Source organism: Aeromonas sp. FDAARGOS 1403 (assembly GCF_019047325.1).
Classification (GTDB): Bacteria; Pseudomonadota; Gammaproteobacteria; order Enterobacterales; family Aeromonadaceae; genus Aeromonas; species Aeromonas dhakensis.
Genome location: NZ_CP077249.1, coordinates 739,651 through 764,713, shown reverse-complemented (window position 1 = coordinate 764,713; position 25,063 = coordinate 739,651). Strand labels below are relative to the sequence as shown.

At 64.3% G+C, this 25,063-nt stretch carries 22 protein-coding genes; 13 read left to right on the top strand and 9 right to left on the bottom strand.

What is annotated here, in order from left to right; all coding sequences use genetic code 11:
* Window positions 1-33 precede the first annotated feature (33 nt).
* Window positions 34-4,323, bottom strand: coding sequence for an amino acid adenylation domain-containing protein (locus I6L33_RS03725; RefSeq protein WP_216973580.1), 4,290 nt, complete (start codon window positions 4,321-4,323; stop codon window positions 34-36).
* A gap of 290 nt (window positions 4,324-4,613) precedes the next feature.
* Here I6L33_RS03725 and I6L33_RS03720 point away from each other — a divergent pair, with 290 nt between their 5' ends.
* A complete protein-coding gene (locus I6L33_RS03720) occupies window positions 4,614-4,853 on the top strand; it encodes a phosphopantetheine-binding protein (RefSeq protein WP_005306882.1) in 240 nt (79 codons plus the stop codon).
* Window positions 4,854-4,919: 66 nt separating this feature from the next.
* A complete protein-coding gene (locus I6L33_RS03715; RefSeq protein WP_326492460.1) occupies window positions 4,920-6,119 on the top strand; it encodes a histidine decarboxylase in 1,200 nt (399 codons plus the stop codon).
* Between the two features lie 50 nt (window positions 6,120-6,169).
* Here I6L33_RS03715 and I6L33_RS03710 read toward each other — a convergent pair whose 3' ends face one another.
* A complete protein-coding gene (locus I6L33_RS03710) occupies window positions 6,170-7,033 on the bottom strand; it encodes a YicC/YloC family endoribonuclease (protein WP_054543738.1) in 864 nt (287 codons plus the stop codon).
* A 146-nt stretch (window positions 7,034-7,179) separates the two neighbouring features.
* Here I6L33_RS03710 and rph point away from each other — a divergent pair, with 146 nt between their 5' ends.
* The 9 genes from rph to I6L33_RS03665 all read left to right on the top strand — a co-directional run bounded on the left by rph (window position 7,180) and on the right by I6L33_RS03665 (window position 16,713).
* Window positions 7,180-7,896, top strand: coding sequence for a ribonuclease PH (gene rph, locus I6L33_RS03705; RefSeq protein ID WP_026141316.1), 717 nt, complete (start codon window positions 7,180-7,182; stop codon window positions 7,894-7,896).
* Between the two features lie 74 nt (window positions 7,897-7,970).
* On the top strand, window positions 7,971-8,624 hold the full coding sequence (gene pyrE, locus I6L33_RS03700; protein ID WP_010635696.1) for an orotate phosphoribosyltransferase: 654 nt from the start codon (window positions 7,971-7,973) through the stop codon (window positions 8,622-8,624).
* 176 nt (window positions 8,625-8,800) lie between these two features.
* On the top strand, window positions 8,801-11,233 hold the full coding sequence (locus I6L33_RS03695; protein ID WP_216973578.1) for a heavy metal translocating P-type ATPase: 2,433 nt from the start codon (window positions 8,801-8,803) through the stop codon (window positions 11,231-11,233).
* A gap of 10 nt (window positions 11,234-11,243) precedes the next feature.
* Window positions 11,244-11,633: a Cu(I)-responsive transcriptional regulator gene (gene cueR, locus I6L33_RS03690; RefSeq protein ID WP_005306864.1), complete on the top strand. Its 390-nt coding sequence runs from the start codon at window positions 11,244-11,246 to the stop codon at window positions 11,631-11,633.
* A gap of 84 nt (window positions 11,634-11,717) precedes the next feature.
* Complete coding sequence (locus I6L33_RS03685; RefSeq protein WP_005306862.1) at window positions 11,718-12,872, top strand: GGDEF domain-containing protein; 1,155 nt, start codon at window positions 11,718-11,720, stop codon at window positions 12,870-12,872.
* A gap of 30 nt (window positions 12,873-12,902) precedes the next feature.
* Window positions 12,903-13,166, top strand: a complete 264-nt coding sequence (locus I6L33_RS03680; RefSeq protein WP_005306857.1) for a YihD family protein — start codon at window positions 12,903-12,905, stop codon at window positions 13,164-13,166.
* A gap of 198 nt (window positions 13,167-13,364) precedes the next feature.
* A complete protein-coding gene (gene ccoG, locus I6L33_RS03675; protein WP_005306854.1) occupies window positions 13,365-14,813 on the top strand; it encodes a cytochrome c oxidase accessory protein CcoG in 1,449 nt (482 codons plus the stop codon).
* A gap of 74 nt (window positions 14,814-14,887) precedes the next feature.
* Window positions 14,888-15,877, top strand: a complete 990-nt coding sequence (locus I6L33_RS03670) for a serine/threonine protein kinase (RefSeq protein ID WP_216973577.1) — start codon at window positions 14,888-14,890, stop codon at window positions 15,875-15,877.
* Between the two features lie 227 nt (window positions 15,878-16,104).
* Window positions 16,105-16,713 carry a thiol:disulfide interchange protein DsbA/DsbL gene (locus I6L33_RS03665; RefSeq protein WP_005306845.1) on the top strand — a complete coding sequence of 203 codons (609 nt, stop codon included), beginning with the start codon at window positions 16,105-16,107 and terminating at the stop codon, window positions 16,711-16,713.
* Between the two features lie 70 nt (window positions 16,714-16,783).
* Here the strand turns inward: I6L33_RS03665 and phnE are convergent, their stop codons facing one another.
* The 5 genes from phnE to I6L33_RS03640 all read right to left on the bottom strand — a co-directional run bounded on the left by phnE (window position 16,784) and on the right by I6L33_RS03640 (window position 21,862).
* Window positions 16,784-18,331 carry a phosphonate ABC transporter, permease protein PhnE gene (phnE, locus tag I6L33_RS03660; RefSeq protein ID WP_216973576.1) on the bottom strand — a complete coding sequence of 516 codons (1,548 nt, stop codon included), beginning with the start codon at window positions 18,329-18,331 and terminating at the stop codon, window positions 16,784-16,786.
* Complete coding sequence (locus I6L33_RS03655) at window positions 18,319-19,080, bottom strand: phosphonate ABC transporter ATP-binding protein (protein ID WP_216973575.1); 762 nt, start codon at window positions 19,078-19,080, stop codon at window positions 18,319-18,321. The genes phnE and I6L33_RS03655 overlap by 13 nt, the downstream gene beginning before the upstream one ends.
* Window positions 19,077-19,922, bottom strand: coding sequence for a putative selenate ABC transporter substrate-binding protein (locus I6L33_RS03650; protein ID WP_017779476.1), 846 nt, complete (start codon window positions 19,920-19,922; stop codon window positions 19,077-19,079). Before I6L33_RS03650 ends, I6L33_RS03655 begins: the two co-directional genes overlap by 4 nt.
* 124 nt (window positions 19,923-20,046) lie before the next feature.
* A complete protein-coding gene (gene pncB / locus I6L33_RS03645) occupies window positions 20,047-21,225 on the bottom strand; it encodes a nicotinate phosphoribosyltransferase (RefSeq protein WP_216973574.1) in 1,179 nt (392 codons plus the stop codon).
* A 1-nt stretch (window position 21,226) separates the two neighbouring features.
* Window positions 21,227-21,862: a nicotinamidase gene (locus tag I6L33_RS03640; RefSeq protein WP_024942648.1), complete on the bottom strand. Its 636-nt coding sequence runs from the start codon at window positions 21,860-21,862 to the stop codon at window positions 21,227-21,229.
* 75 nt (window positions 21,863-21,937) lie between these two features.
* Between I6L33_RS03640 and I6L33_RS03635 the strand changes: the two genes are divergently transcribed.
* Window positions 21,938-22,588: a DNA mismatch repair protein MutT gene (locus I6L33_RS03635; protein ID WP_005306829.1), complete on the top strand. Its 651-nt coding sequence runs from the start codon at window positions 21,938-21,940 to the stop codon at window positions 22,586-22,588.
* Window positions 22,589-22,688: 100 nt separating this feature from the next.
* On the top strand, window positions 22,689-23,174 hold the full coding sequence (locus tag I6L33_RS03630) for a DUF523 domain-containing protein (RefSeq protein WP_017764912.1): 486 nt from the start codon (window positions 22,689-22,691) through the stop codon (window positions 23,172-23,174).
* On the opposite strand, the gene I6L33_RS03625 is transcribed toward I6L33_RS03630, so the two are convergent.
* Together I6L33_RS03625 and I6L33_RS03620 are read right to left on the bottom strand one after the other, a co-directional pair.
* On the bottom strand, window positions 23,120-24,073 hold the full coding sequence (locus tag I6L33_RS03625; protein ID WP_216973573.1) for an acyltransferase: 954 nt from the start codon (window positions 24,071-24,073) through the stop codon (window positions 23,120-23,122). The two genes, I6L33_RS03630 and I6L33_RS03625, sit on opposite strands and share 55 nt — an antisense overlap.
* Window positions 24,067-24,981, bottom strand: a complete 915-nt coding sequence (locus I6L33_RS03620; RefSeq protein WP_216973572.1) for an acyltransferase — start codon at window positions 24,979-24,981, stop codon at window positions 24,067-24,069. Before I6L33_RS03620 ends, I6L33_RS03625 begins: the two co-directional genes overlap by 7 nt.
* Window positions 24,982-25,063: the final 82 nt, after the last annotated feature.

The window sequence follows — 25,063 nt, the reverse complement described above, 5'->3', positions numbered from 1 at the left end:
GGTGATGCGCCCCGGCCATGCCGGGGCGCAGGATCAGGCGCGCACGCTGGCCAGCAGCCCCTCGACGTCGGCCGCCGTGCGGCAGGCCAGCAGCTGGCCCGGTGACAGCTCCACGGCGAAGCGTTCGCGCAGCCGGGCCGAAATGGTCTTCAGGTGCTGGGGCCGCAACCCCAGTGCGGTAAAGGGCTGCCGGCTGTCGGCACTGCCCGGTGCCGCGCCCAGCACCTCCAGATAGATGTCGAGTACCCCGTGACGGGGGGCGGGTTGCGCCAGCAGGGTGCGTGCGGCGGGCTTGTCCGGCTTGCCGTTGGCGGTGAGGGGCAACTGCTCGACGGCCAGGGCGCGGGTCGGCACATGGGAGGCCGGCAACTGCGCCCGGGCAAACTCGCGCAGGGCGGCCGGGTCCAGCCGGTGGTCGGTGGCGCAGACGTAGAGCAGCCCGATCCCAAGCTCCCCCTGTCGCTCGTCGCCGTACTCCACCACCAGCACCTGGGCGAGGGCCGGATGGGTGATGAGGGCACTCTCGACGTCGGGCAGCGAGACACGCACCCCGCGCACCTTGATGTAACCGTTGACCCGGCTGTCGAACAGCAGGGTGCCGTCGCGGCGGTAGCGGCCCCGGTCGCCGGTGCGAAACGCATGCACCGGTTGGCCCTTGTCATCGGTGAGGGTGACGAAGTCGGTCTGGACAAGCTGCCCCTGTTCTAGGTAGCCGAGGGCCAGGTTGACGCCGCTGGTATGGATGCGGCCCGCCACCCCGAGCGGGCAGTGTTCACCGCGCTCGTCCAGCAGCCAGTAGGCATTGCCCGGCAGTGGTGTGCCATAGGGAATGCGCTGCCGATCGTCGGCGCTTATCTCGTGCCAGATGCTCCAGATGGTGGTTTCGGTCGGCCCGCCGAGGGAGAAGAGACGGGCGGCAGGCAGGCCGGTGCGCAGGCGCTCTATGATGCCCGGCTTGATGTAATCCCCTCCCTGGGCGACGAGCCGCAGACTCTGCAGCGTGTCGACCGGGTGGCAGGCGAGCAGCATCTCCAGCATGGCCGGCACCGAACACCAGAGGGTGACGCCGTGGCGCGCGATGAGCCGGCCCCAGTGCACCGCATCCTTGTCGGCGCCTGGCTCCGGTAGCACCAGGGTGGCGCCGGCGGTCAGGCAGCCAAACACGTCGAAGACCGACATGTCGTGGTGCAGCGGAGTGACGGAGAGAAACCTGTCCTGCTCTGTGATGCCCCAGCGCTGCAGGGTGCTGCCGATCACGTTGGCGGTGGCCTGGTTGCTCAGCATCACGCACTTGGGGCGCCCCGTGGTGCCTGAGGTATAGAGGTAGTAGGCCGGCGTGGTGTGGGCACTGCGCCCCGCCCAGGGCGTGCCGAGGGGGGCATCGGAGCCGGCCAGCAGGGTGGCCGGGGTCAGCGTGGGGTGGCCCGTCTCTGCGCCTGGCTCTGCCACCACCAGGTCGGGGCAGCAGTTGTCCAGCAGATAGCGGCGTCGTTCGGCTGGCGAGGCGGCATCGACGGGCACCCAGATGATGCCGCTGAGGGCGCAGGCCAGGGTCACCATGGTGTGCTCTGGGCTGCGCGGCAGGCAGATGGCGACGACCTGCCCGGCCTTTATGCCGGCCTCGCTCAGGGCATGCATCACGTGCCCCACTCCGTGACCGAGCTCCCGGTAGCTGAGTTGTCGCTCCCCCTGGATCAGGGCCACCGCCTCGTGCTGCGGATGGAACAGGCGATCGGCGATGCGCTGCAGGAAGTCGGTGTGGCAGGCGGCGTCCGGCAGGCTGTTGTGACGGGCATGGGGGGGGGTGACCAGATCCGGGAGGTGAAATGCCTTTCCCTCCGCCAGCCGGGCCACGGCACGCGCCATGGCCGCGAGCAGATCGCTCACCAGCGCGGCCTCCAGAGCCTCGCTGGCGTAGTCGATGTCGAGCACCAGAGTGCCGTCGGCCTGCTGGCTGATGCGAATGTCCATGGCGACCTGGGGTGTCTGAGTCAGGCCCCCTTGCCACTGCATGGGGCTCTCTGACGCGGCCACCGGCCAGGCCAGTCCGTTGGTGATGACCACGGGCAGGGCGGGCCCGCCGCCATGGGTCTCCACCAGCTGGCGGGCGATATCGACCCCGGAGAACGCGAGCCGATCCAGCCCCTCCATGACGTCCTGCTGCAGGATGTGGGCCCGCTCCAGCAGGGTGCCCTCCGCGGGCTGCCAGGTGAGGGCGATAAAGCTGGAACGGTTGGTCAGCGGCCCGCCGGGTGGCGGGGCCACCGGCACGGCCACGCAGAGATCCCCCTCGTCGCGCCAGCGGGAGAGCACCTCCAGGATGACGGCCATCAGGGTGGTGTTCTTGAACAGGTGCTGGCGGGCACCCAGCTTGTAGAGCGCGGCCGCCTGCCCGGCAGGTATGCGTTGCCGCTGGCGTGCGTAGCGGGCACGGCGCAGACCTTCGAGCGGCTGGGTCCAGGGCAGGCGCGGTGGCCCCTCCAGCCTGGCCAGCTTGCGTCGCCAGTAGTCCCCTGCCTGCTCCCGCTGCGCCGCCGTGGGCTCGTGAGCGGGTGGAGAGGGCAGCGCGGGGGCCACTATTCCTTCGAACAGTTCGCGCATCAGGGTGGCGATGGCGTGTCCATCCAGGATCAGGGCATCGATGCGCACGAAGGCGACCAGCTCGTCTCCCGGCAGGTGCAGCAGGGTCAGATCCCAGGGGGACTGCGTCAGGTCGAACAGGGCATGGCTGTATGCCTCCCGGTGGCGAGCGAGCCTGGGAGCCACCTCCTCTTCGGTCAGCTGACGCAGGTCCTGTTCGTGCAGATTGAGGCGCACCTCGTCATCGACGATCTGTACCAGGCGGTCGGCATCGATGCGGGTACGCAGCGCATCGTGGCGCTGCACTATCTCCCGCAGGCGGGCGCGCAGCAGCGCCGGCTCCATCTTGCCGCGGTACTCCCGGTACTCCTGCATGGCCACGCCCCCGAGCGGAAACTGGGTGGTGCGCCCGAGCAGGTAGGCCTGCTGCAGCGGCGTCAGGGGGGCCTCGCGGCGGCGGTGCAGCTGGGCGTCGAGCAGGGCGGGATCCCGCGCCAGCTGGCGCAACTGTGCCACCAGATCGTCGAAGAGGGCGGTGATCCAGGGGCGCGGCAGGGCATCGAGGCGGACGTCCCAGTTGATGAGCAGTTCGCCGCGCAGGCGCACCAGCTGGGCATCCAGCGCCACCTGGGGGCCCTGGGAGATGACCCAGTTCATGGCGCCGAAGACCCTGTGCACCCGTTCGTGAAACAGCGAGCCCCCTTCCAGATCCAGGGCGGCGGTGAAGACGATGGGGGCCAGCTGGGCCGAGCCGTGGTGGCGGGAGAGATCGCGCATCACCGCCACGCCGGAATAGGCGCCGTGACCGAGGCGCTGGTGCCATTGGGCCGCCAGTTGCCGGCACAGCGCATCCAGCGTGCCGGCCTGGTCAAGGTCCACGTCCACCAGGGTGAGGTTGGCGAACTCGCCGACGATCCGCTGCTCGTTGCCGAGCACGGGCTCGCGCCAGAAGAAGGGGACATTGAGGCGAAAACGCCTGTCGCCGGTGGCCTTGCCCAGGGCGTGGGCAAAGAGGCCCAGCATCAGGCTGGAGAGGGTCAGGCGCCGCTGCCGTGCCAGGGTGGTAAGGGCTTGGCAGGTAGCGGCATCCAGGGTGGTGCTGAGGCGCTCGCTGGCGGGGGGCGCCTGCTGCGGAACGGTCGGCAGGGTAGGCGCCGGCGCCAACGTTGGCAGCTGTTGTCGCCACCACTGCCGATCCTGTTCCCGGCGCGCGCGCAGGCGCGTCTGCACAGCCTCGTGCCAGGCAAAAAACGAAGGGGCTGGCGGTGGCGTCCACTCCGGTTCTTCGTACCACCGGGCCAGGTCGGCGAGCAGGATCCGCACGCTGGAGGGATCGACGGCCATCATGTCGGTGTCGATGTGCAGCCGCTGGCGCTGCTCTGCCAGCCGGGTGACGGAGAAGCGGGCCGCCTGACCCCGGCTCAGATCGAGTTGCTGGTGGGTCCACTCCTGCCGCTTGCGGGCCAGGGCATCGGCCAGTGGCTGGCCGCTCAGGGAGCGGAAATCATCTATCTCCAGCATGGCCGGGGCAGGCTCTCCCAACGTTTGGGCGCCGTCCCGGGTGACGGTCAGGCACAGCATGGGGTGCGCCTGATAGAGACGTTCCAGCGCACCGTGCAGGCGCGCCAGATCGAGGGCCGGGCCGTCAAACTCGGCGTAGAGGTGGGCACTGACGCCCCCCAGATGGGCATGTGCGCTGCGTCCCATCCAGCAAGCCGCCTGCATCGCGGTCAGTTCTTTCATCTCATTCATGGCGTTGACAACTTGTCGTGTTTCGTTGTTTATATATTTAAAGATGATAATGATTTTCATTTCAATGTTAATTTAATCCGTCAACCCATATGGTTATATCGATGATTCGCTTAATTAAATTGGCATCGGTCGTGGCCAGAGATGACTCTGGACGGTATTTCAGGCCGGTATGACGGACCCTCTTTTTTGGCAGCCGTCGATTCAGTTTTCAGCAATTGGGTGGGGGCGTTGATTAAACAATCACGACTAGAAATAACCATGACAGACAGTGAGGAAATAACATGAGCAGACCAACATTCATGACCCGTGAGTGGTTGAATGAACGAGTACAGAGCTTGGTGGAGGAGGGGGAGCTGGATCCGGAGGAGAGTCTGGTGCTGTATGGGCTGGACTCCCTCAGCATCATGCGCTTTACCGCAGAGCTGAAGGCACAGGGGGTCGATGTCGGCTTTGACGAGCTGGCGCGCAGGCCCACCCTGTCAGCCTGGTGGGCGCTCCTGAGCGGCTCCCAGGCGGCCTGACTGGCTGTATATAGTTAATTAATTTCACGCATTGCTCTTATCATTCAGCAAGGGCGGCGCCAAGTCATGGCGCTCGCCACGGACACCATCATGACGCTGTCAGCAGAAGATCAGCACAGGCTAGAGCAGTTTTGGCAGTTCTGCCTTACCCATCAATATTTCAATGTCGGTTATCCGGAGGCTGCCGACTTTGATTATTCCAAGCTGCACAAGTTTTTACAGTTTTCTATCAATAACTGTGGCGACTGGGGCGTACCTGGAAATTATTTGCTCAATACCTTCGAATTTGAGCGAGAGGTCATGCACTATTTCTCATCGCTATTTTCAATCTCGCCAGAGCAGAGCTGGGGTTATGTGACCAATGGCGGCACCGAAGGCAATATGTTTGGCTGTTATCTTGCCAGAGAGTTGTTTCCTGAAGGCACCCTCTATTATTCACAAGAGACACACTATTCAGTTGCCAAAATAATCAGGTTGCTGCGGATCAAGGCCAAGGAAATTCCCACACTGCCCACCGGGGAAATAGACTGCGATAAATTGGCAGAGCAGATAGTGGATGATGGCGAGCGTCATCCCATCATATTTGCCAATATCGGTACCACCATGAAGGGGGCGGTCGACGACATCGGCGCCATTCAACGGCGGCTGTCGGCCATCGGCATCCCGCGTCAGGACTACTACCTGCACGCGGATGCGGCCCTGAGCGGCATGATACTGCCGTTTGTGGACGATGCGCCGGCCTTTTCATTTGCCGACGGCATCGATTCCATCAGTGTCTCGGGCCACAAGATGATGGGGTCGCCGATCCCGTGCGGCATCGTGCTGGCCAGGCGGCGTTTTGTAGATCGCATCGCCGTGGAGGTGGACTACATCTCGGCCAGCGATCAGACCATCAGCGGATCGCGCAACGGCTTCACGCCCCTGTTGATGTGGGCCGCCATCAAGGGACGGACGCTGGCCCAGTGGCGTGAGCGGACCGGGCGCTGCCTGGCCATGGCCCAGCAGCTGGTAGAGCGGCTGAATCAGCAGGGGGTGCCGGCCTGGCGGCATCCGCACTCCATTACCGTGGTCTTCCCGCGCCCCTCGGAGCGCACTTGGAAGCGCCATTGCCTGGCGACCTCGGGCGAGCACTCCCACCTCATCATCCTGCCTCATCATCACAGCCTTCATCAGCTGGATGCGGTGATCCACGACATAGTGCGGGATCTCGGCCCGGCGGCCGAGCCCACCGCCTGCGCGCTCCCTGTGCTCGCCTGCTCCGCATAAAAAGAAAAAGCCATTGTCTCCAATGGCTTTTTCACGCTATCGAACCGGTATTATTCGATGTTCTGGATCTGCTCGCGCATCTGCTCGATGAGCACCTTCAGCTCCACGGCGGACTGGGTCACCTCGGCGTTGATGGACTTGGAACCGAGGGTGTTCGACTCGCGGTTGAACTCCTGCATCATGAAGTCGAGACGACGGCCACAGGCGCCACCCTTCTTCATGATCTTGTTGGTCTCGCTGATGTGCATCTCCAGCCGATCCAGCTCTTCCGCCACGTCGATCTTCTGGGCCAGCAGCACGATCTCCTGCTCGATGCGGGCCGGATCCAGCTCCACCTTGGCTTCGGCCAGCCGGTCGGTGAGCTTCTGGCGCTGCCACTCGATGATCTGCGGCAGGTGCACGCGCACCTTCTTTACTTCCACCTGAATGCCGGCCAGGCGCTGTTCGATCAGGGCCTTGAGGTTGGCCCCTTCGCTGGCGCGGGAGGCGAGGAAATCTTCCATGGTCTGGTCAAACCCGCCGAGCAGCTCGGTGGCAACCACGTCCATGTCCTGCTCGGCGGCAGCCATCACGCCCGGCCAGCGCAGTACGTCGACCGGGTTGAGCTGACCCTGGCCCGCCTCTTTCATTACCCAGTTGGCGCTGTCGATGATGAGCTTGGCCAGCTCTTCGTTGATGTGCAGCTGGCTGGCAGCGGCTTGCGCGGCCTCGAAGCGCAGGTTGCACTCCACCTTGCCGCGCTGCAGCTTGGCGCGGAAGCGCTCACGCAGAACCGGCTCCAGGCTGCGCAGTTGTTCCGGCAGGCGAATGTAGGTCTCCAGATAGCGCTGGTTGACCGAACGAATTTCCCAAACGGCTGTGCCCCAGTCGCCCTTGAGTTCCTTGCGGGCGTAGGCGGTCATGCTGTGAATCATTGATTGTTCCGGGCTTGATGAAGTGTGCGGCCAGTATACTCAGCCAGGCCTGCTCCGTCAGCCGACAGCGTGGTTTTAGCGGCTGATATTTGGGCTGGGATCACTTATACTCCTGCGCCAATTCAGCCAGCCCAGAGGTCCGTCCCATGTCACGTCCCAGCGATCGCACTGCCGCGCAGCTTCGTCCGGTCACCATTACCCGCCACTTCACCAAGCATGCTGAAGGGTCCGTGCTGGTGGAATTCGGCAACACCCGCGTGCTCTGCACCGCCAGCGTCGACACCAGCGTGCCGCGCTTCCTGAAAGGGAAGAATCAGGGCTGGGTGACCGCCGAGTACGGTATGCTGCCGCGCTCCACCCACTCCCGGATGAACCGCGAAGCGGCCTCCGGCAAGCAGAGCGGCCGCACCCTGGAGATCTCCCGCCTGATCGCCCGCTCCCTGCGCGCCGCGGTAGACCTGACCGCGCTGGGTGAGCACTCCATCACAGTTGACTGCGACGTGCTGCAGGCCGACGGTGGCACCCGTACCGCCGCCATCACAGGTGCCTGTGTGGCGCTGGTGGATGCGCTGAACTGGATGGTCGAGAAGGGCATGATCAAGCAGAGCCCGCTCAAGCAGATGATTGCCGCCGTCTCCGTCGGCATGTTCGAAGGGGAAGCCATCTGTGATCTGGAGTACATCGAAGACTCCGCCGCCGAGACCGACATGAACGTGGTGATGACCGAAGATGGTCGCATCATCGAGGTGCAGGGCACCGCGGAGGCCGAGCCCTTCACCCACGACGAGCTGCTGGAGATGCTGGCGCTCGCCAAGGGCGGCATCGCCGACATCATTGCGCTGCAGAAGCAGTCACTTGCATGATTTTAAAAACGCGGCATTGTCCGCGTTTTTTTATACCCCACGAAAGTAAACGACAAGCCAAGCAAGGAGCCAGAATGAAAGCCTACCAGCGTCAATTTATCGAGTTCGCCCTGGAGAAACAGGTCCTCAAATTCGGTGAATTTACCCTGAAATCCGGTCGTAAAAGCCCCTACTTCTTCAACGCCGGTCTGTTCAACAGCGGCCGCGATCTGGCCCGTCTCGGCCGCTTCTATGCCGCCGCCCTGATGGATGCCGGCATCGAGTTTGATGTGCTGTTTGGCCCGGCCTACAAGGGGATCCCCATCGCCTCCGCCACCGCGGTGCAACTGGTGGAGCAGCACGACGTGGACGTGCCCTGGTGCTTCAACCGCAAGGAGGCCAAGGATCACGGTGAAGGCGGCAATCTGGTGGGCAGCCCGCTCAAGGGGCGCATCATGCTGGTGGACGACGTCATCACCGCCGGCACCGCCATCCGCGAATCCATGGATCTGATCCAGGCCAACGGCGCCTCCCTGGCCGGTGTGCTGATCGCGCTGGACCGTCAGGAGAAGGGCAAGGGCGAGCTCTCCGCCATTCAGGAGGTGGAGCGTGACTACGGCGCCCACATCATCGCCATCATCCAGATGAGCGACCTTATCGCTTATCTGGAAGAGAAGCAGGCCGAGCAGCCGGAGCTGGCTACACAACTGGCTGCCATGAAGGCGTACCGCGCCCAGTACGGCATCTGAGCCGATCACACCGCGTAATAGTTGAATGCGGCGCCCGTTTGCTCTCTGGCAGCAAACGGGCGCCGTTTTTTCATCTGCAAAAAGTGAGTCAGGTGGCTTGAGCTTACCCTTACAGTAAAGGTTAGGGTTTGCTGGTCGGCGCTCGTTCTGGCCGACGGGTTCCGGGGAGGAACAAGATGACCACTCATATTCAATTACCCATCCATCTGCAGCTGCCGCTCACAGGCATGAGCTGCGCCAATTGCGCCAGCCGCATCACGACCGCCCTCAACAAGCTGGAGGGGGTCGAGGCGACCGTCAACTTCGCGCTGGAGCAGGCCGCCATCGACCTGGCCAGCCCCGATCGTTTGCCGGCGGTGCTGGAGAGCATTCAGGCACAGGGCTATGACTATGGCCACGAGACGCTCTCCTTCCAGATCAGCGGCATGACCTGTGCCGGTTGCTCGGCTCGTCTGAACAAGATGCTGGCCGCGCTGCCCGGTGTCATTTCAGCCGACGTCAACTTCTCGCTCGAGCAGGCCCGTATCGTGCTGGTGCCCGGGATGCAGACCCCCGCCGCATTGCGCGAGCAGATCGAAGCCCTCGGCTTTGGTGCCCAGCTGGCGCAGGGCTCGGCCAGCGGCCGCCGTCAGCAGTTGCTGGAGCGGGAAGCGCAAGAGGCCGCCAGCACCCGTCAGGCGCAGACCCGGGTCATCGTCTCGGCGCTGCTGACCCTGCCGCTGTTGGTGGGTATGTTCTCAATGGCCGGTCTGCTGCCCTGGCATCTGCCCGCCTGGCTGGAGCTGGTGCTCGCCACCCCGGTACAGTTCTGGATCGGGGCCCGCTTCTATCGCGGTGCCTGGCTCGCCATCAAGAACCGCTCCGCCAATATGGACGTGCTGGTGGCGACTGGTACCAGCGCGGCCTACTTCTACAGCCTCTATCTGCTGCTGACCCTGGGGATGGCCGCCAGCGGCCAGCTCTATTTCGAGGCGAGCGCCATCATCATCACTCTGATCTCCCTCGGCAAGTTGCTGGAGGCCCGCGCCAGACGCAGCACCCAGTCCGCCATTCGCGAGCTGATGGCGCTGCGGCCGGAAACCGCCACCGTCTGGCGCGGCGAGAGCTGGCAGAGCGTCGCCATCGACGAGGTGCTGCGCGGCGATCGGCTGCGGGTGCTGGTGGGTGAGCGGGTACCGGTGGACGGCAAGATCCTGAGCGGCGAGAGCGAGCTGGACGAATCGATCCTCACCGGCGAGAGCCTGCCGGTGCCCCGCGGCGAGGGCGACAAGGTGCTGGGTGGTGCCATCAACCGCTCCGGCGTGCTGGAGATCGAGGCCACGACTGTGGGGGAGGACTCCAGCCTCAGCAAGATCATCGCCCTGGTGGAGAGCGCCCAGATGGGCAAGGCCCCGCTGCAGCAGCTGGTGGACAAGGTCTCCGCCGTGTTCGTGCCGGTGGTGATGGCCATCGCCCTCTTTACCCTGCTGGTGTGGTACGCCATCGGCAACGACTTCGGTCAGGCGCTGCTGGCGGCGGTGGCCGTGCTGGTGATCGCCTGCCCCTGCGCGCTGGGGCTGGCCACGCCGGCCGCCATCGTCACCGGCACCGGGGTGGCGGCGCGCCACGGCATTCTGATCAAGGATGTGGATACCCTGCAGAAGGCCCACGCCATCAAGGCGCTGATCTTCGACAAGACAGGTACGCTCACTCAGGGCCGGCCGGTGCTGGCGAGCTGGAGTGGCAACGACGAGCAGCTGCGCCTCGCTGCCGCACTGCAGCAGGCGAGTGAGCACCCGCTGGCGCTGGCCATGCGCGAGGCAGTCGGCAAGGAGGCTACGCTGCCCCAGCCGGAAGCCGTCGAGGTGCGGGTCGGGGCCGGCATAGTGGGTCAGGTAGCTGGTCACACGGTCGCCATCGGCAATGGCTCTTTGCTGGGCCAGCTCGGCATTGACGTACCACAACAGGATGAACAAGCCGCCGACGGCGCGACCCGGGTCTGGGTGGCCATCGACGGCGTGGTGGCCGGCATAGCGGCCCTGGCCGATACCCTGCGCCCCGAGAGCCCCGAGGCCATCGCTACCCTGCGCCAGCGCGGCATCGCCAGCTGGCTGGTGAGCGGTGATGCGCCGGCGCCGGTGGCCCATATCGCCGCCAAGCTGGGGCTGGACGGGGCGTTTGACTCAGTGCTGCCGGCCGGCAAGGTGGAAAAAGTCGAGGCGCTGCGGGCGCAAACTCGCGGGCTGGTCGCCATGGTGGGGGACGGGGTGAACGATGCCCCTGCGCTGGCGGCGGCGGATGTGGGCATCGCCATGGGCTCCGGCTCCGACGTGGCGATGGAGACCGCCGCCATCACGCTGATGCGCTCTGATCCGCGACTGGTGGCCGATGCCATCGACATCTCGGCGGCGACCTGGCGCACCATCCAGCAGAACCTGTTCTGGGCCTTCGTGTTCAACATCATCGGCATTCCGCTGGCGGCGCTGGGTTACCTCAGCCCCGAGCTGGCGGGGGCGGCCATGGCCCTGAGCAGCATCACAGTTTTGAGCAATTCCCTGTTACTGAAACGCTGGCAACCGCGGGCGCTCGCCCATGCCAGCCACCATGTCAGCACTGAATCGAACCGTTAAGGAGTCATCCATGAACATCAGCAAGGTAGCCAAGGCGACGGGACTGACCGCCAAGACCATCCGCTACTACGAGAGCATCGGCCTCATCTCGGCGCCGGTGCGCAGCGACAACGGCTACCGCAGTTACACCGACTCGGCCCTGCGCGAGCTGCGCTTCGTCAAGCGGGCGCGGGAGACCGGCTTCAATCTGGAGGAGTGCCAGGAGCTGCTGGCGCTCTATCGGGATGAGCACAGAACCAGCGCTCAGGTGAAGAAGCTGGCGCAGGAGAAGATCGTCGATCTGCGCGCTCGCATCGCCGGCTTGCAGGCCATGCTCAGCTCCCTCGAGGGGCTGGTCGGCTGCTGCCACGGGGACGAGAATCCCGAGTGCCCGATCCTCGACGAGCTGGAGCGCGGCTGACTAACCGCTTAATAACGGACGTTTTATTGTTGGCTCCGAAGGGGTAGTGGTAGACTGTGCCGCTCTTGTACAGGGAGTACGCAGTTGACCCAGAGTGTGACACGTCAGGTGAAGCAGGCCATCATGGCCCAGCTCTATACCCACGCCTCATTCAGCCTGCCTTGCCTGGGTCTGCTGGCACTTGGCTGGAGCCTGCTGTTCCACGACTACCTGCCCGCCAGCGAGGCGCTCGGCTGGCTGGCGAGCGTGATGCTGCTGCTGCTCTGCCGGGGTTGGCATCTGCGCTGGCGCCAGCCCAGGCTGGCACAGATCCCGCTGCCGGTGCTGGAGCGCGAACTCTTCATCGGGGTGACCATAACCTCCATCATCTGGGCGCTGGGCGTGCTGCTCTACATGGACAAGCTGCCCGATACCTACCGCGCCGCCATGATGATGCTCGCCAGCCTGATCCTCACCGGCAGTGCCATCATGCTGTTCGGCAGTCGCCGCTCCCTCTATGGCGCCGTGCTGCCGCTCGGGCTGGCCATGGTGTTCGAACTGGGGGCGGGCAACGAGCAGGAGCGGATCGTCTCCAGCATGCTGGCCGGCTACCTGTTTGTCTTCCTGCCGACCCTGCTGCGTCGCCTGCGGCGGGATCAGGTGGCCTCCCTCTATCACCGTTTCTCCAACGCCGACCTGGTGGCCGAGCTCAAGGCGGTCTCCGAGCACCTCAAGCTCACCTCCCGGCTGGACGGGCTGACCGGCATCGCCAACCGGGCCCACCTCGACTACTGCCTCGAGCGCGCCTGGCGGCGCTGCCACCGTGCCCGTGCTCCCTTGTCGCTGGTGCTGGTGGATGTGGACTACTTCAAACAGTTCAACGATCTCTACGGTCATCAGCTGGGGGATGAGTGCCTGCAGCAGGTGGCGGGTCTGCTGGCCGAGGTGCAGCGGCGGGAGGATGACCTCGCCGCCCGTTACGGCGGTGAAGAGTTTGCGCTGCTGCTGCCCTGCACCAGCATGCAGGGGGCCATGCAGATCGCCGAAAACGTGCGGGTGGCCCTCAAGGAGTTGAGCATTCCCCATCAGAAGTCCCTAGTTTCCGGTCGGGTCAGCTGCAGTTTCGGGGTGGCGACCCTGGTACCGGATCAGACCCTCTCCATCAGCGAGCTGATACAAAAAGCGGATGCGGCCCTCTATCAGGCCAAGCATAATGGGCGGGATCGTATCGAAGTAGCCTTGATGGGTAAGGTTGCCTGAGTTTCACAAGACAGATTAAAGAGGTCGTCTATGCAATGTCATCGTATCGAAGAGCTGCTGGAGTTGTTGCAGCCTGCCTGGATCAAGGAACAGGATCTCAGCCTGGTACAGTTTGTTGCCAAACTGGCCGAAGAAGCGGGATTTGAAGGGCCTCTGTCCGAGCTGACCGACGACATGCTGATCTACCACCTCAAGATGCGTGAATCCGACAAGCAGGCGATGATCCCCGGTCTGGCCAAGGACCACGTGCCCGACTTCAAGGAAGCCCTGCTCAAGGCCCGCGGCATCAAGTAAAGAGTGCGCTTGCTGGAAGCTTGAAGGTTTTCAAAGGAATCTCTTAAAAAGGCGTTTCGTCAACTGGCGATACGTCTTTTTTGTTGCTTGAAATTGCGACACCACTCGAACATTAGATACATTTTACCCACACAATTAGCAGGCTGTTTAAGATATAATCCGCCCAATAACAATTAATTAATGGAGCGAAGTGTTGCAATGGCCGACCAGGACAAGATCGATATCAAGGATGTCACCGGCGATGTAACGGGGACGTTCAACCCCAATACCTTCAAAGCCAGCGACGACAGGTTCAACCCCGGCAACCGCATCTATGTCCGGGCCCAGACCGGCTACTGGCAGCGGATGCGCAAGGCCATGGGCTGGTTCTTCGTGGTGCTCTTCGTCGCCATTCCCTGGTTGCGCTATGACGGTCGACAGGCCGTGTTGTTCGATATCGGTCATCAGCAGTTCCACATCTTCGGTGCCACCATCTGGCCGCAGGATCTCACCCTGCTGGCCTGGGTCTTCATGATCGCTGCCTTTGCCCTCTTCTTCGTGACCACCTTCCTGGGTCGGGTCTGGTGCGGCTACCTCTGTCCGCAGACGGTGTGGACCTTCATGTTCATCTGGTTCGAAGAGAAGCTGGAAGGCTCCGCCAACAAGCGCCGCAAGCTGGACGCCTCGCCCTGGAACGGCGAGAAGCTGGCCCGCAAGGGGGCCAAGCACCTGGCCTGGCTCCTGCTGTCGCTGGGCACCGGCCTCACCTTCGTCGCCTACTTCCAGGATGTGTTCCAGCTGGTGCCTGACTTCTTCACCCTGCAGGCCAGCGGCTGGGTCATCTTCTGGGTGGTGCTCTTCGCCGCCTGCACCTACGGCAACGCCGGCTGGATGCGCGCCATCATGTGCATTCACATGTGCCCCTATGCCCGCTTCCAGTCCGCCATGTTCGACAAGGACACCTTCATCGTCGGTTATGACACCAAGCGCGGCGAGACCCGGGGAGCCCGTTCCCGCAAGGCCGATCCCAAGGCGCTGGGACTGGGGGACTGCATCGACTGCGACCTCTGTGTGCAGGTCTGCCCGACCGGTATCGACATCCGCGACGGCCTGCAGTACGAGTGCATCAACTGTGGCGCCTGCGTCGACGCCTGCGATCAGACCATGGAGCGGATGGGCTATCCGAAAGGGCTCATCAGCTATACCACAGAGCACAAGCTGGCCAACGACTCCACCCATGTGGCGCGGCCCAAGCTGATCGGTTACGGCCTGGTGATGGCCATCATGCTGGGGGTGTTCGTCTACAACGCCATGTCCATCATGCCGATGGGGCTCGACATCCTGCGGGATCGCAACCAGCTGTTCCGCGAGAACAGCGAGGGGCTCATCGAGAACACCTATACCCTCAAGATCCTCAACAAGACCCTGCATCCCCAGACCTATCAGCTGGATGTGGAAGGGTTGCCGGAGCACGAGTGGTTCGGTCCGCGCGAGGTGACCCTGAAGGCCGGCGAGATCTATACCCTGCCGGTGAGCGTGGCCGTCGACCCCTTCAACCTGAAGAAGCCGACCCTGGACATCCGCTTCGTGCTCAAACGCGAAGGGGCGGCGCCGGACGACAGCAAGGGGACCCTGCGCCAGCCCAGCAAGTTCATCAGCCGGTTGTGACGGCAAGGCACACCGCCATGCACGGCAACGGCGGACAGTAGTGATAGAATGGGGCGCAACGGCGCCCCTTTCTCATGGTGGATGACATGCGTTTCAACTATTCCGATCTCACTCCCGACCTCATCATGGATGCGCTGGACCTCAGCGGTCTGCGGCTCGACTCGGGCCTCATCGAGCTCAACAGCTACGAAAACCGGGTTTATCAGTTTCAGGACGAGGATCGTCGCCGCTACGTGGTGAAATTCTATCGTCCCGGCCGCTGGAGCCGGGCCCAGATCCTCGAAGAGCACGAGTTTGCCGCTCGCCTGTGCGAGGCGGAGATCCCGGTCGCCGCTCCCATCGCCTTTGCCGGCGAGACCCTGCTGGAGCATCAGGGCTACCCGTTTGCCATCTGGCAGAGCGTGGGGGGACGCCAGTTCGAGGTGGACAACCTCGACCAGCTGGAGTGGGTGGGGCGCTACCTCGGCCGCATCCATCAGCTCGGTGCCAGCAAGCCGTTTCACCATCGCGTCCGGCTCGACGTGGAGACCATGCTGCACGAGCCGCGTCAGCTGCTGGCGTCCGGCGAGTGGCTGCCGAGCGGGCTGGCCAAGCAATTCTTCGGGGTGCTGGACGAGCTGATCAAGCATGTCGGCGACGCCATGACCCTGGATGTGGCGCAGATCTCCCTGCATGGCGACTGTCATCCGGGCAACATCCTGTGGCGCGACGGTCCCATGTTTGTCGATCTCGACGACTGCCGCAGCGGCCCCGCCATCCAGGATCTCTGGATGATGCTGAACGGCGAGCGCAGCGAGCAGCAGATCCAGCTCGATACCCTGCTGGCGGGCTATGAAGAGTTCATGGAGTTCGACCCGCGCGAGCTGGCGCTGATCGAGCCGCTGCGGGCCATGCGCATCGTTCACTACATGGCCTGGCTGGCGCGGCGCTGGGAGGATCCCGCCTTCCCCCGCCACTTCCCCTGGTTCAACACCGAGCACTACTGGCGCCAGCAGATCGCCACCCTGCACGATCAGCTGGAGGCGCTCAAGGCGCCGCCCCTGACCCTGATGCCGGGCTGGTGATGTGGCAGGTTGCCGGCCGCTCGCCATGTCTGCCGCAGACCCGCGGCAGGCAATCAAGGCGTTCGCGCTGACGCGGGCGCCGGGGAGAGAACTTGACGACCTGGTGCGCGAGGGATGGGACTCGCACCCCCTGCTTGATCATTGACTGTGCAGTGGTGACGCAATAGGCTTGGCACTGCTTCGGTTCGCCGGGCGTGCCTCACAGTGATCCCTTAACAGGAAACGTCATGAAAAAAATTCTGTTTTTCCTTGCTGCCATGCTGATGATGCCCATGGTTCACGCCGCCCCCGAATTCAAGGAAGGCGTCAACTATGATGTGGTCAAGCAGACCGGTAGCGCCCAGCCGGAAGTACTGGAGTTCTTCTCCTACTACTGCCCCCACTGCGCCAAGTTCGAGCCGATTGCCGAGGATCTGAAGAAGAACCTGCCGGAAGGCGTGCCGATGAAGAAGAACCCGGTGGCCTTCCTGGGCCGCGAAATGGGTCCGGAGATGCAGCGTGCCTACGCCGTTGCCAGCCTGCTGAACGTTGAAGGCAAGCTGACCCCGGCTATCTTCGACAAGATCCACACCCAGCGTCAGATCCCGCAGAGCCGCGCCGACGTGAAGCAGATCTTCGTGGACAACGGCGTACCGGCTGAAGAGTTCGACGGCGCCGTCGACAGCTTCGCCGTCTCCGGCATGGTCTCCCAGTTTGACCGCAACACCGAGAGCTACAACATCCGCGGTGTGCCGGCCTTCCTGGTCAACGGCAAGTACATGGTGAAAATCGAATCCATTACTTCCCAGGAGCAGTTCAACCAGCTGGTGAAATTCCTGCTGGCCAAGAAAGACTGACCTCGTCTGATCCCATGAAAAAAGCCCGCCGGTGCAAACCGGCGGGCTTTTTGTTTATCAGGAGCCTGCGTCAGATCTGGCAATCCCGCTGAGTGGGGGCCGGGCGCGGCAAGCGGGTGCGGCGGCTGATGGCCTCCGCCAGCCAGACCAGCAGCAGGATGGCCAGCAGCAGGGTGGCAGTCTGATCGTAACGGAACAGGCTCAGGGAGACATAGAGCTGCTGCCCCAGCCCGCCGGCGCCGACCACGCCGAGTATGGTGGCGGCCCTCAGGTTCATCTCGCCGCGATAGAGGCTATAGGCCAGCCACTGGCGCGTGACTAGGGGAAACAGCCCGTACCAGAAGCTGGCAATGGGCCCGGCCCCGCTCAGCTGCAGGGCGAGGCGGGGGGCAGGATCGGCGTTCTCCAGGGTCTCCACGAACAACCGCGCCAGCACCCCGCTGGTGTGCAGGGTCAGCGCCAGTATGCCCGCCACCGGCCCCAGCCCGACCGCGATCACCAGCAGGCTGGCGAAGATGAGCTCGGGTACCGAGCGCAGCAGGTTGAACAGCAGCCGCAGCGGCCAGCAGTGGCGAGCGAGGCAGGCCAGCGGCAGGGCCAGCAGGGCGCTGAAGAGGGTACTCAGCAGCGCCATCTGCACCGTATCGAGCAGGCCGCTGGCCACCGTCTTGAGGAAGGGCCATGACCAGTCCGGTTGCAAGAACTCCCCCAGAAAGGCGCCCAGCCCCCCGAAGGAGAAACTCAGCATGCGCCAGTCGAGCTGGTACAGGGCGAGGGCTGCGGCCAGCCCCAGGCAGATCAGCAACAGCAGGCCGGGGGAGCGGCTATGGCGCAACCAGGCGCTGAGGCCATCCGCCAGGGTCACCAGCAGGATGAAGGCCAGCAGCAGGGTCACCACCTCGCCACCGGCAAACATGCGCAGGGAGAGCTCGAGCTGCTGGCCGAGCCCGCCGGCACCGACGAAGCCCATGATGACGGAGGCGCGCAGGGCGCACTCCCAGCGGTAGACGGTGTAGGAGAGCAGCTCCTGGCGCACCGCGGGCAGCACGCCGTACCAGAGTGCCTGCAGCCGGCCACTACCGCCCAGCAGCAGGGCGCGGGCCGGTTGCAGGGCGCCGCTCTCCATGATCTCGTTGTAAACCTTGGCCAGCATGCCGCCGTAACTGACCGCGATAGCCAGGATGGCGGCCAGCGGCCCGAGCCCGGACAGGCGCACGAACAGCAGCGCCCAGATGAGCTCGGGCAGGCTGCGCAGCACGATGGCGACAAGGCGCGAGAGGGCCCGCAAGGCGCCGCGTAGCGGGCTGGGCACCGGCCCCAGTTCGGCCAGCGACAGGGCGCGGGAGCCGAGCAGGGCGAATGGCACGCCGAGCAGCAGAGCGCCCGCCAGCCCCAGGGTCGCCACCGCCAGGCTCTCCAGGGTCGCGGTCAGGGTCAGGGCGAGGAAGTCCCGATCAAAACGGGGTGGCCAGCTGGTGGCGAGGAAGTTGCCCATCTGCCGCCAGCTCTGGCCGTCGAACAGGCCGAGCCAGCCGTCGGCCTGTTGCCACAGGCTGTAGCCGATGAGCAGCAACAGCCAGGGCAGAGGATGGCGCCAGCGGCTAGTCAAATTGAACACGCCGCCGCCTCGTCATCACCGGCGTAGAGCTCGGCCAGCATGGCCGGGGTGACGGCCGCCGCCGGACAGTCGAACTGCACTCGCCCCTCCCGCAGGCCGATGATGCGGGGGAAACGGCCGAGCGCCAGCTCGACCGCATGCAGGTTGGCGACGAGTGTGCTGCCCCGGGCGCGGGCCTGGGCCAGCAGGGCATCCAGGCTGCACTGGGCGAGCACGGGATCGAGGGCGGAGACGGGCTCGTCCGCCAGGATCAGATCAGGCTGCTGATAGAGCACCCGGGCGATGCCGACCCGTTGCAACTGGCCACCGGAGAGCTCGCCGCAGCGCTGTTGCCACTTGTCGGCAAGGCCGAGGCGGGCCAGTTCGGCCCGCGCGCCTTGCGGGTCGCAGGGGCGCAGCAGGGAGAGCAAGGAGCGGCCGAGGGACCACTGGCCGAGCCGGCCGGCCAGCACGGCGGTCACCACCTGCTGGGAGGCGGGCAGCGGCGGTTGCTGCCAGACCATGCCGATCCGGCTGCGCAGCCGCTGGCGGTCCCGGGTGGAGAGGGACCAGGGATCCTGCTCCCAGAGGGCGAGCCTGCCTTCGCCACGCAGCTCGGTGCCGATCAGCCGCAGCAGGCTGGTCTTGCCCGCGCCGCTTGGCCCTATGATAGCCACGCACTCGCCTGCCGCTATCTGCAGGTTGAACGGCTGCAGGATGCGGCTCTGGCCGAGCCGCAATCCTTCCCCGTCCAGCGCGACGGCGATCACTTCAGCAGGCCGGCCTGGGTGGCGGCGGCTTCGATGCCCAGGTAGTTCTCGGGCTTGGTCTCGATGAAGCGGCTGGCGCGTTGCAGCTTGAGGATCTCGGCCTGGGCCGGGACGGCAGGGTCCAGGCTCAGGAAGGCCTGCTTGATCTTCTCTTGCAGGGCCGGGTCCAGGCCGCCGCGCACGGTCCAGTTGTAGTCAAAGTAGGTGGGGGTGGTCCAGATCACCTTGACCTTGGCGGTGTCGACCTTGCCCTCTTCCACCAGTTTTTCCCACACGGAGGCGTTGAGCGCACCGGCCGGCACCTTGCCGGAGGCGACCCAGGCGACGGTGGCGTCGTGGGCGCCGGAGAAGGCGACATGGGCGAAGTCACGCTCCGGGTTGATGCCCTGCTCGGCCAGGAAGTGGCGTGGCATCAGGTGACCGGAGGTGGAGGAGGGGGAGCCGAACGCAAAGTCCTTGCCCTTGGTGTCGGCCAGGGTCTTGATGCCGCTGTCGGCATTGGCGATGAACTTGGAGGTGAACTGGGCATCCTCCTGGCGTTGTACCAGGGGCACCACCTTGTCGGCACGGCGATGGGCCTGCACATAGGTGAAGCCACCGAGCCAGGCCATGTCCAGCTTGCCGGCGGCCAGCGCCTCGACCACGGCGGCGTAGTCGTTGACCGGTACGAACACCACCTCGCGGCCGGTCTTCTCGGCCAGGTAGTCACCCAGCGGGGCAAACTTGCGTTGCAGCTCGGTGGGGGCCTCGTCCGGGATGGCGGAGACCCGCAGCGGTTCGGCGGCGATGGCGCTCAGGCTGGTGAACAGGGTGGTGAGGGCGAATATCCATTTGCGGGTCATGGTGCATTCCTTGGTGGGCTGTCGTTCGGGCAATAGAAAGGCCCGACACCAGTCGGACCTGACGAGGAGAGAATGGTAGGGGGCCACTGGCCACTGGCGCAAGATGCGCCCCCAAAAATAGGCGTTAGACCCCGACGTGGAAGGCCTGCTTGAGGTTGCGGATGAAGTCTGCGTCCCGGCACAGGGTCTTGCCCGGGCTGTCGGAGATCTTGGCGACCGGGCCGCCGTTGCACTCGATCAGCTTGAAGACGATGTTCATCGGGCTGACTCCGGGCAGATCGCAGGTGAGCTTGGTGCCGATGCCGAAGCTGGTGTTGATGCGGCCGCGGAAGTGGCGCAGCAGCTCGACCGCCTTGTCGAGATTGAGGCCATCGGAGAAGACCAGCGTCTTCTCGGTGGGGTCGATGCCGAGCCGCTGATAGTGGCTGATGGCCTTCTCGCCCCACACCACGGGATCGCCGGAGTCGTGGCGCAGCCCCTGATAGCGGTTCGCCAGCTCGAAGTCGAAGTCGCGCAGGAAGGCATCCATGGTGATGCAGTCGGTGAGTGCGATGCCGAGGTGGTTGGTGAACTCATCCAGCCAGCTGGTGAGGGCGGCACGCTGGCTGTGCTCGAGCGGGAAGCCGAGCTGCTGATGGGCCTGGAACCACTCGTGAGCCTGGGTGCCTACCGCCGGCAGGCCGTACTTCTGGGCCAGCAGGTAGTTGCTGGTGCCGCGAAACGCCGGCAGCCGCTCCTGGAGGCGACCCACCACCGCATCCTGCACCGCGAGGGAGAAGCGGCGGCGGGTGCCAAAGTCGATGAGGTTGAACTCGCTCATCTCCTCTCGGCTCAGCTCCCGCTCCAGCTTGTCGAGCTTCTGATCGAGCCGCTCCAGCGCCTGAGTGACGCCGAACTGGGGGTAGCGGAAGCGGTTGCGCATCTCGCTGATGATGGCGAGCACCGGGATCTCCCACAGGATCACGTCCTGCCAGGGGCCCTCGACCCGTACGTTGATGCGACCATCCTGCTCGAACACCTTGAGCAGGGAGGCATCCAGCGGCTTGCGGCGCAGGTGGTCGAGGTAATCGGCGGTAAAGAAGGGGCGCTCCGCCAGGAAGTTGAGCTCGGGCCGGGTCAGCCGCAGGGAGCCGGCCAGGCGCAGCTGCTCCTCGATCTGACCCATCATGGGCAGCAGATCTTCCTCGTTGCGGCTGTGGAACTCAGCCACCACCTCGGCATCCGGATAGCGATGGAACACCGCCTGCTGCATGTGCAGCTTGTAAGCATCTGTATCGAGCAGGCTGTTGAGAATAGGAGGCATATCAGGCGTCCAGCAGGCGTTGTACATCGGCAAGGGTCTGGGCCAGTTCGGCGCCGGCCTCGATCATCTGGGTGTGGGCCTGAGCGACCGTTTCGGGGGCGATGCCACGACAGGCATCGAGATGGACGATGACCCGGAAACCGGCGCGGCGCAGCTGCAGCACGCTGGTCTTGACGCAGTAGTCGGTGGCGAGACCGCCGGCCAGTACGGTCGTGACGCCGCGGGCTTGCAGAAACTCGATGAGCCCTGTGCTGCGGCGCTCGGCCAGATCGTGGAAGCAGGTGCCGTAGGGGTGCAGATCCGGCTCGACCCCCTTCCAGACGAAGAAGTCGTAATCGACCGGGGCCGGCAGGCCGTCGAGCAGTTCGAAGCCGCGAGTGCCCGGCACGCAGTGCACCGGCCAGGTGAGGTCGGCGTTGGGCATATCCAGCGGCAGCAGCATGCCGGCAGGGTCGCTGACGGCCCAGGCGGCGTTGGCCGGGTGTGAATCCTTGCTGCCGACCCGCAGGCTGGCGAGGGTGGCCTGAGCGTTGAGCGCAGCCACAATATCATCCCCGCCCGCGACGGGCAGTTCGTTCGGGCAGAGGGGGGTAAACCCCTTCTGCGCATCAATATCCAGGCTGGCGACGGTTCCCATTGAGTGGCTCCTGCACATACTATTCGTGTGATATTATCTACCAAACATTAATCGAAGGCGAGCAGGGCGATCGGCATGTTGAGAATGAGTCTGGATATGGTGGTGCTGCGGTTGAACGAGGAGCGGCTCGAGCTGCTGCTGGAGACCCGCGATCGCCCGCCCTTTGCCCACTGCTGGCAACTGCCGGCCCTGCGCATCGACGAGACCCGGGATCGGGATCTGGACGCGGCTCGCCATCGCCTGCTGACCGAGTGGGGGCTGGGCCACTGCTACAGCGAGCAGGTCTGCACCCTGGGCAACCTGGAGCGGGATCCCCGTGGCTGGTCCACCACCCTGGTCTACCTCTGTCTGGTGGATCCCGAGGTGGAGGTTCTCCACGGCTGTTGGCACCCGCTTGCAGCCCTGCCGGGGCTCAGCCTCGCCTTCGACCACACCCAGCTGATCGCCAGAGGGCTGGAGCGACTGCGCATCAAGAGCCGTTACAGCACCCTGCCGCTGCAACTGCTGGGGGCCGAGTTCACCCTCTCCGAGGTGCAGCGGGCCTTCGAAATCATCCTGCAGACACCGATGAACACGGCCGCCTTTCGCAAGCGCATCCATCGCGCCGATATCCTGGTGGACACCGGCCGCAAGCGCACCGGCAAGCAGCGTCCCGCCATCCTCTACCGGCTGGAGAGCCCCTGCTGCGTGATGTTCGATCAGGTGATGCACGGAGCGGAAGCATGAGTGGTGCAGGTGTGCACAAGGTATTGGTAAGCGCCTGTCTGCTGGGTCCATGTTCGTTGCGCTACGAGGGCCCAGGTTTTAGCCAGCGGGGGAGCAAAGCATGAGTGAGACCAGCGTGCACAAGGTATTGGTGAGTGCCTGCTTGCTGGGTCAGCCGGTGCGCTACGACGGCCAGAGCAAGGGCATCGTCAGCGACTGGCTGCAGACGCTGGGGGCCGAGGGGCGGGCATTGGCCTTCTGTCCCGAGGTGGCGGGCGGCCTGCCGACGCCGCGCCCCCCTGCCGAGCGGCAAGGGGAGCGAGTGATGACCGCAAGCGGGCTGGATGTGACGGCGGAGTTTGCCCGTGGCGCCGCGCTGGCGCTGGCGACTTGTCAGCAGCAGGGCATTCGCTTCGCTCTGCTCAAGGAGGGGAGCCCCTCCTGTGGCAGCGGCCGCATCTACAACGGCCGCTTCGAGGGGCAGTCCGTGGCGGGCGAGGGCATGACCACTGCCCTGCTGCGTCGCCACGGCATCGCCGTGTTCAGCGAGGATCAGCTGCCCGAGCTGGCCTCGGCGCTCGCCTCGGCGGCCTGCGGATCGGTCTGAGCCGCCGCATCGGCCGCCTGCCACTGCGCCAGCACGGCATCCTTCTCCTGCCAGCGCTGGTTCAGCCACTCCTGGAAGCCGCGCTTGAACTGCTTGTCATTGAAGTAATCCCCCACCAGCTGCTCGCCCACCGGCATCTCCTCGATCCGTACCCGGATGCGCTTCATTCGCCCCATCAGGAAGTCCTTGAAGGGGGTCTCGACGTTGTCCGGATAGCTGATGGTGACGTTGATCAGGCTGTCGAACTGCTCCCCCATGGCCGCCAGGGTGAAGGCCAGCCCTGCCGCCTTGGGCGGCATCAGATGCTGGTATCGGGAGCGGGAGGCATCGCGCTTCGCCTCGGTGAAGCGGGTCCCCTCCACGAAGTTGATGACGGTGGTGGGGATGTGGCGAAACTGCTCGCAGGCGTTGCGGGTGGTCTCGATATCCTTGCCCCGCAGATGCGGGTTGCGCAGCAAGAACTCCCGTGAGTAGCGACGCATAAAAGGCATGTCCAGCCCCCAGCAGGCCAGCCCCAGCAGCGGTATGTAGATGAGCTCGTGCTTCATGAAGAATTTGGGCACCGGCAGCCGGTCGCGAAACAGGTGACCGAGCACGACTATGTCGGTCCAGCTCATGTGGTTGCTGATGATGAGATACCAGCCATCCTTGCGCAGCCGGGTGTCGTCCTCCACCTGCCAGTCGATGCGGGTGGTGAGGCGGATCACCAGGGCGTTGCAGGCCAGCCACAGCCGCATGAAGCGGTTGTTGAGCCGGCTGCAGGCACGGGCCAGGGGCGGAACGGGCAGCAGTTTGACCAGCGACACCAGCAGGATCAGGCTGGCGCACAGGGCGGTAAACAGTATGGTCAGGCTGGCGCTGATGAGCAGCACCAGCGGACCCGGGAGCAGGCTTAGCATGGCGTAGTTTGGGGCGTCTTGTCTGCCAGCAGCTGGTTCAGGGTCTGGTCTTTCTCGTGCCAGATCCCGTTCAACCACTGCTGAAACTCTTGTTGGAACTCGGGGTCATTGAAGTAATCCCCCACCAGATTGCGTTCGATCGGCAGAAAGCGGACCTGAACCTTGATCTCCTTGACCCGACCGCACATGAAGTCCCAGTAGCTGGGGATGCCGCCCGGATAGGCGATGGTCACATCCACCAGCTTGTGCAGCTGATCGCCCATGGCTGCCAGGGTGAAGGCAATGCCGCCAGCCCTCGGGTGCAGCAGGTGGCGATAGGGCGCTGCCTGTTTGTCGTGTTTGCGGGCGGTGAAGCGGGTGCCCTCGACAAAGTTCATCACGCTCACCGGCATGTGGCGGTACTTGGCACAGGCCTTGCGCGTGGTCTCTATGTCTTTTCCCTTCAGATGGGGCTTCTTTTCCAGCAGTTTGCGGGAATATCGCTGCATGAAGGGGAAGTCCAGCGCCCACCAGGCCAGCCCGAGAAAAGGTACCCAAATCAGTTCTTTCTTGAGGAAAAACTTCAGGAAGGGGATTTTTTGATTAAAAACCCGCTGCAGTACCAGTATGTCGACCCAGGATTGATGGTTGGCAATCACCATATACCACTCATTCCGGTGCCCTTTGTCCACTCCGACCACATCGAAAGGGGTTCTGATGATGGTTTTCTGGATCAGGTTGTTGAAACCGATCCAGCAGCCGGCGCTGCCATCCAGCAGGGCATTGCAGAAGGTGCGCCAGCCCTTGAGGGGCAGCACCAGCTTGAGCAGGCCCAGCGAGAGGATCGGGATAAACCAGAACAGGGTGTTGAGAAAATAGAGCAGGGTCGAGAGGCTGCCGCGCAGTCGCTCAATCAGCTTGTTGGGCATGGGTCGGGTCCGTCTTGCTGTCGATAAAGGGCCATCAAGTGGTCAGATCTGTGGCCATAATATCAGCCGATGGCCCGCGAGA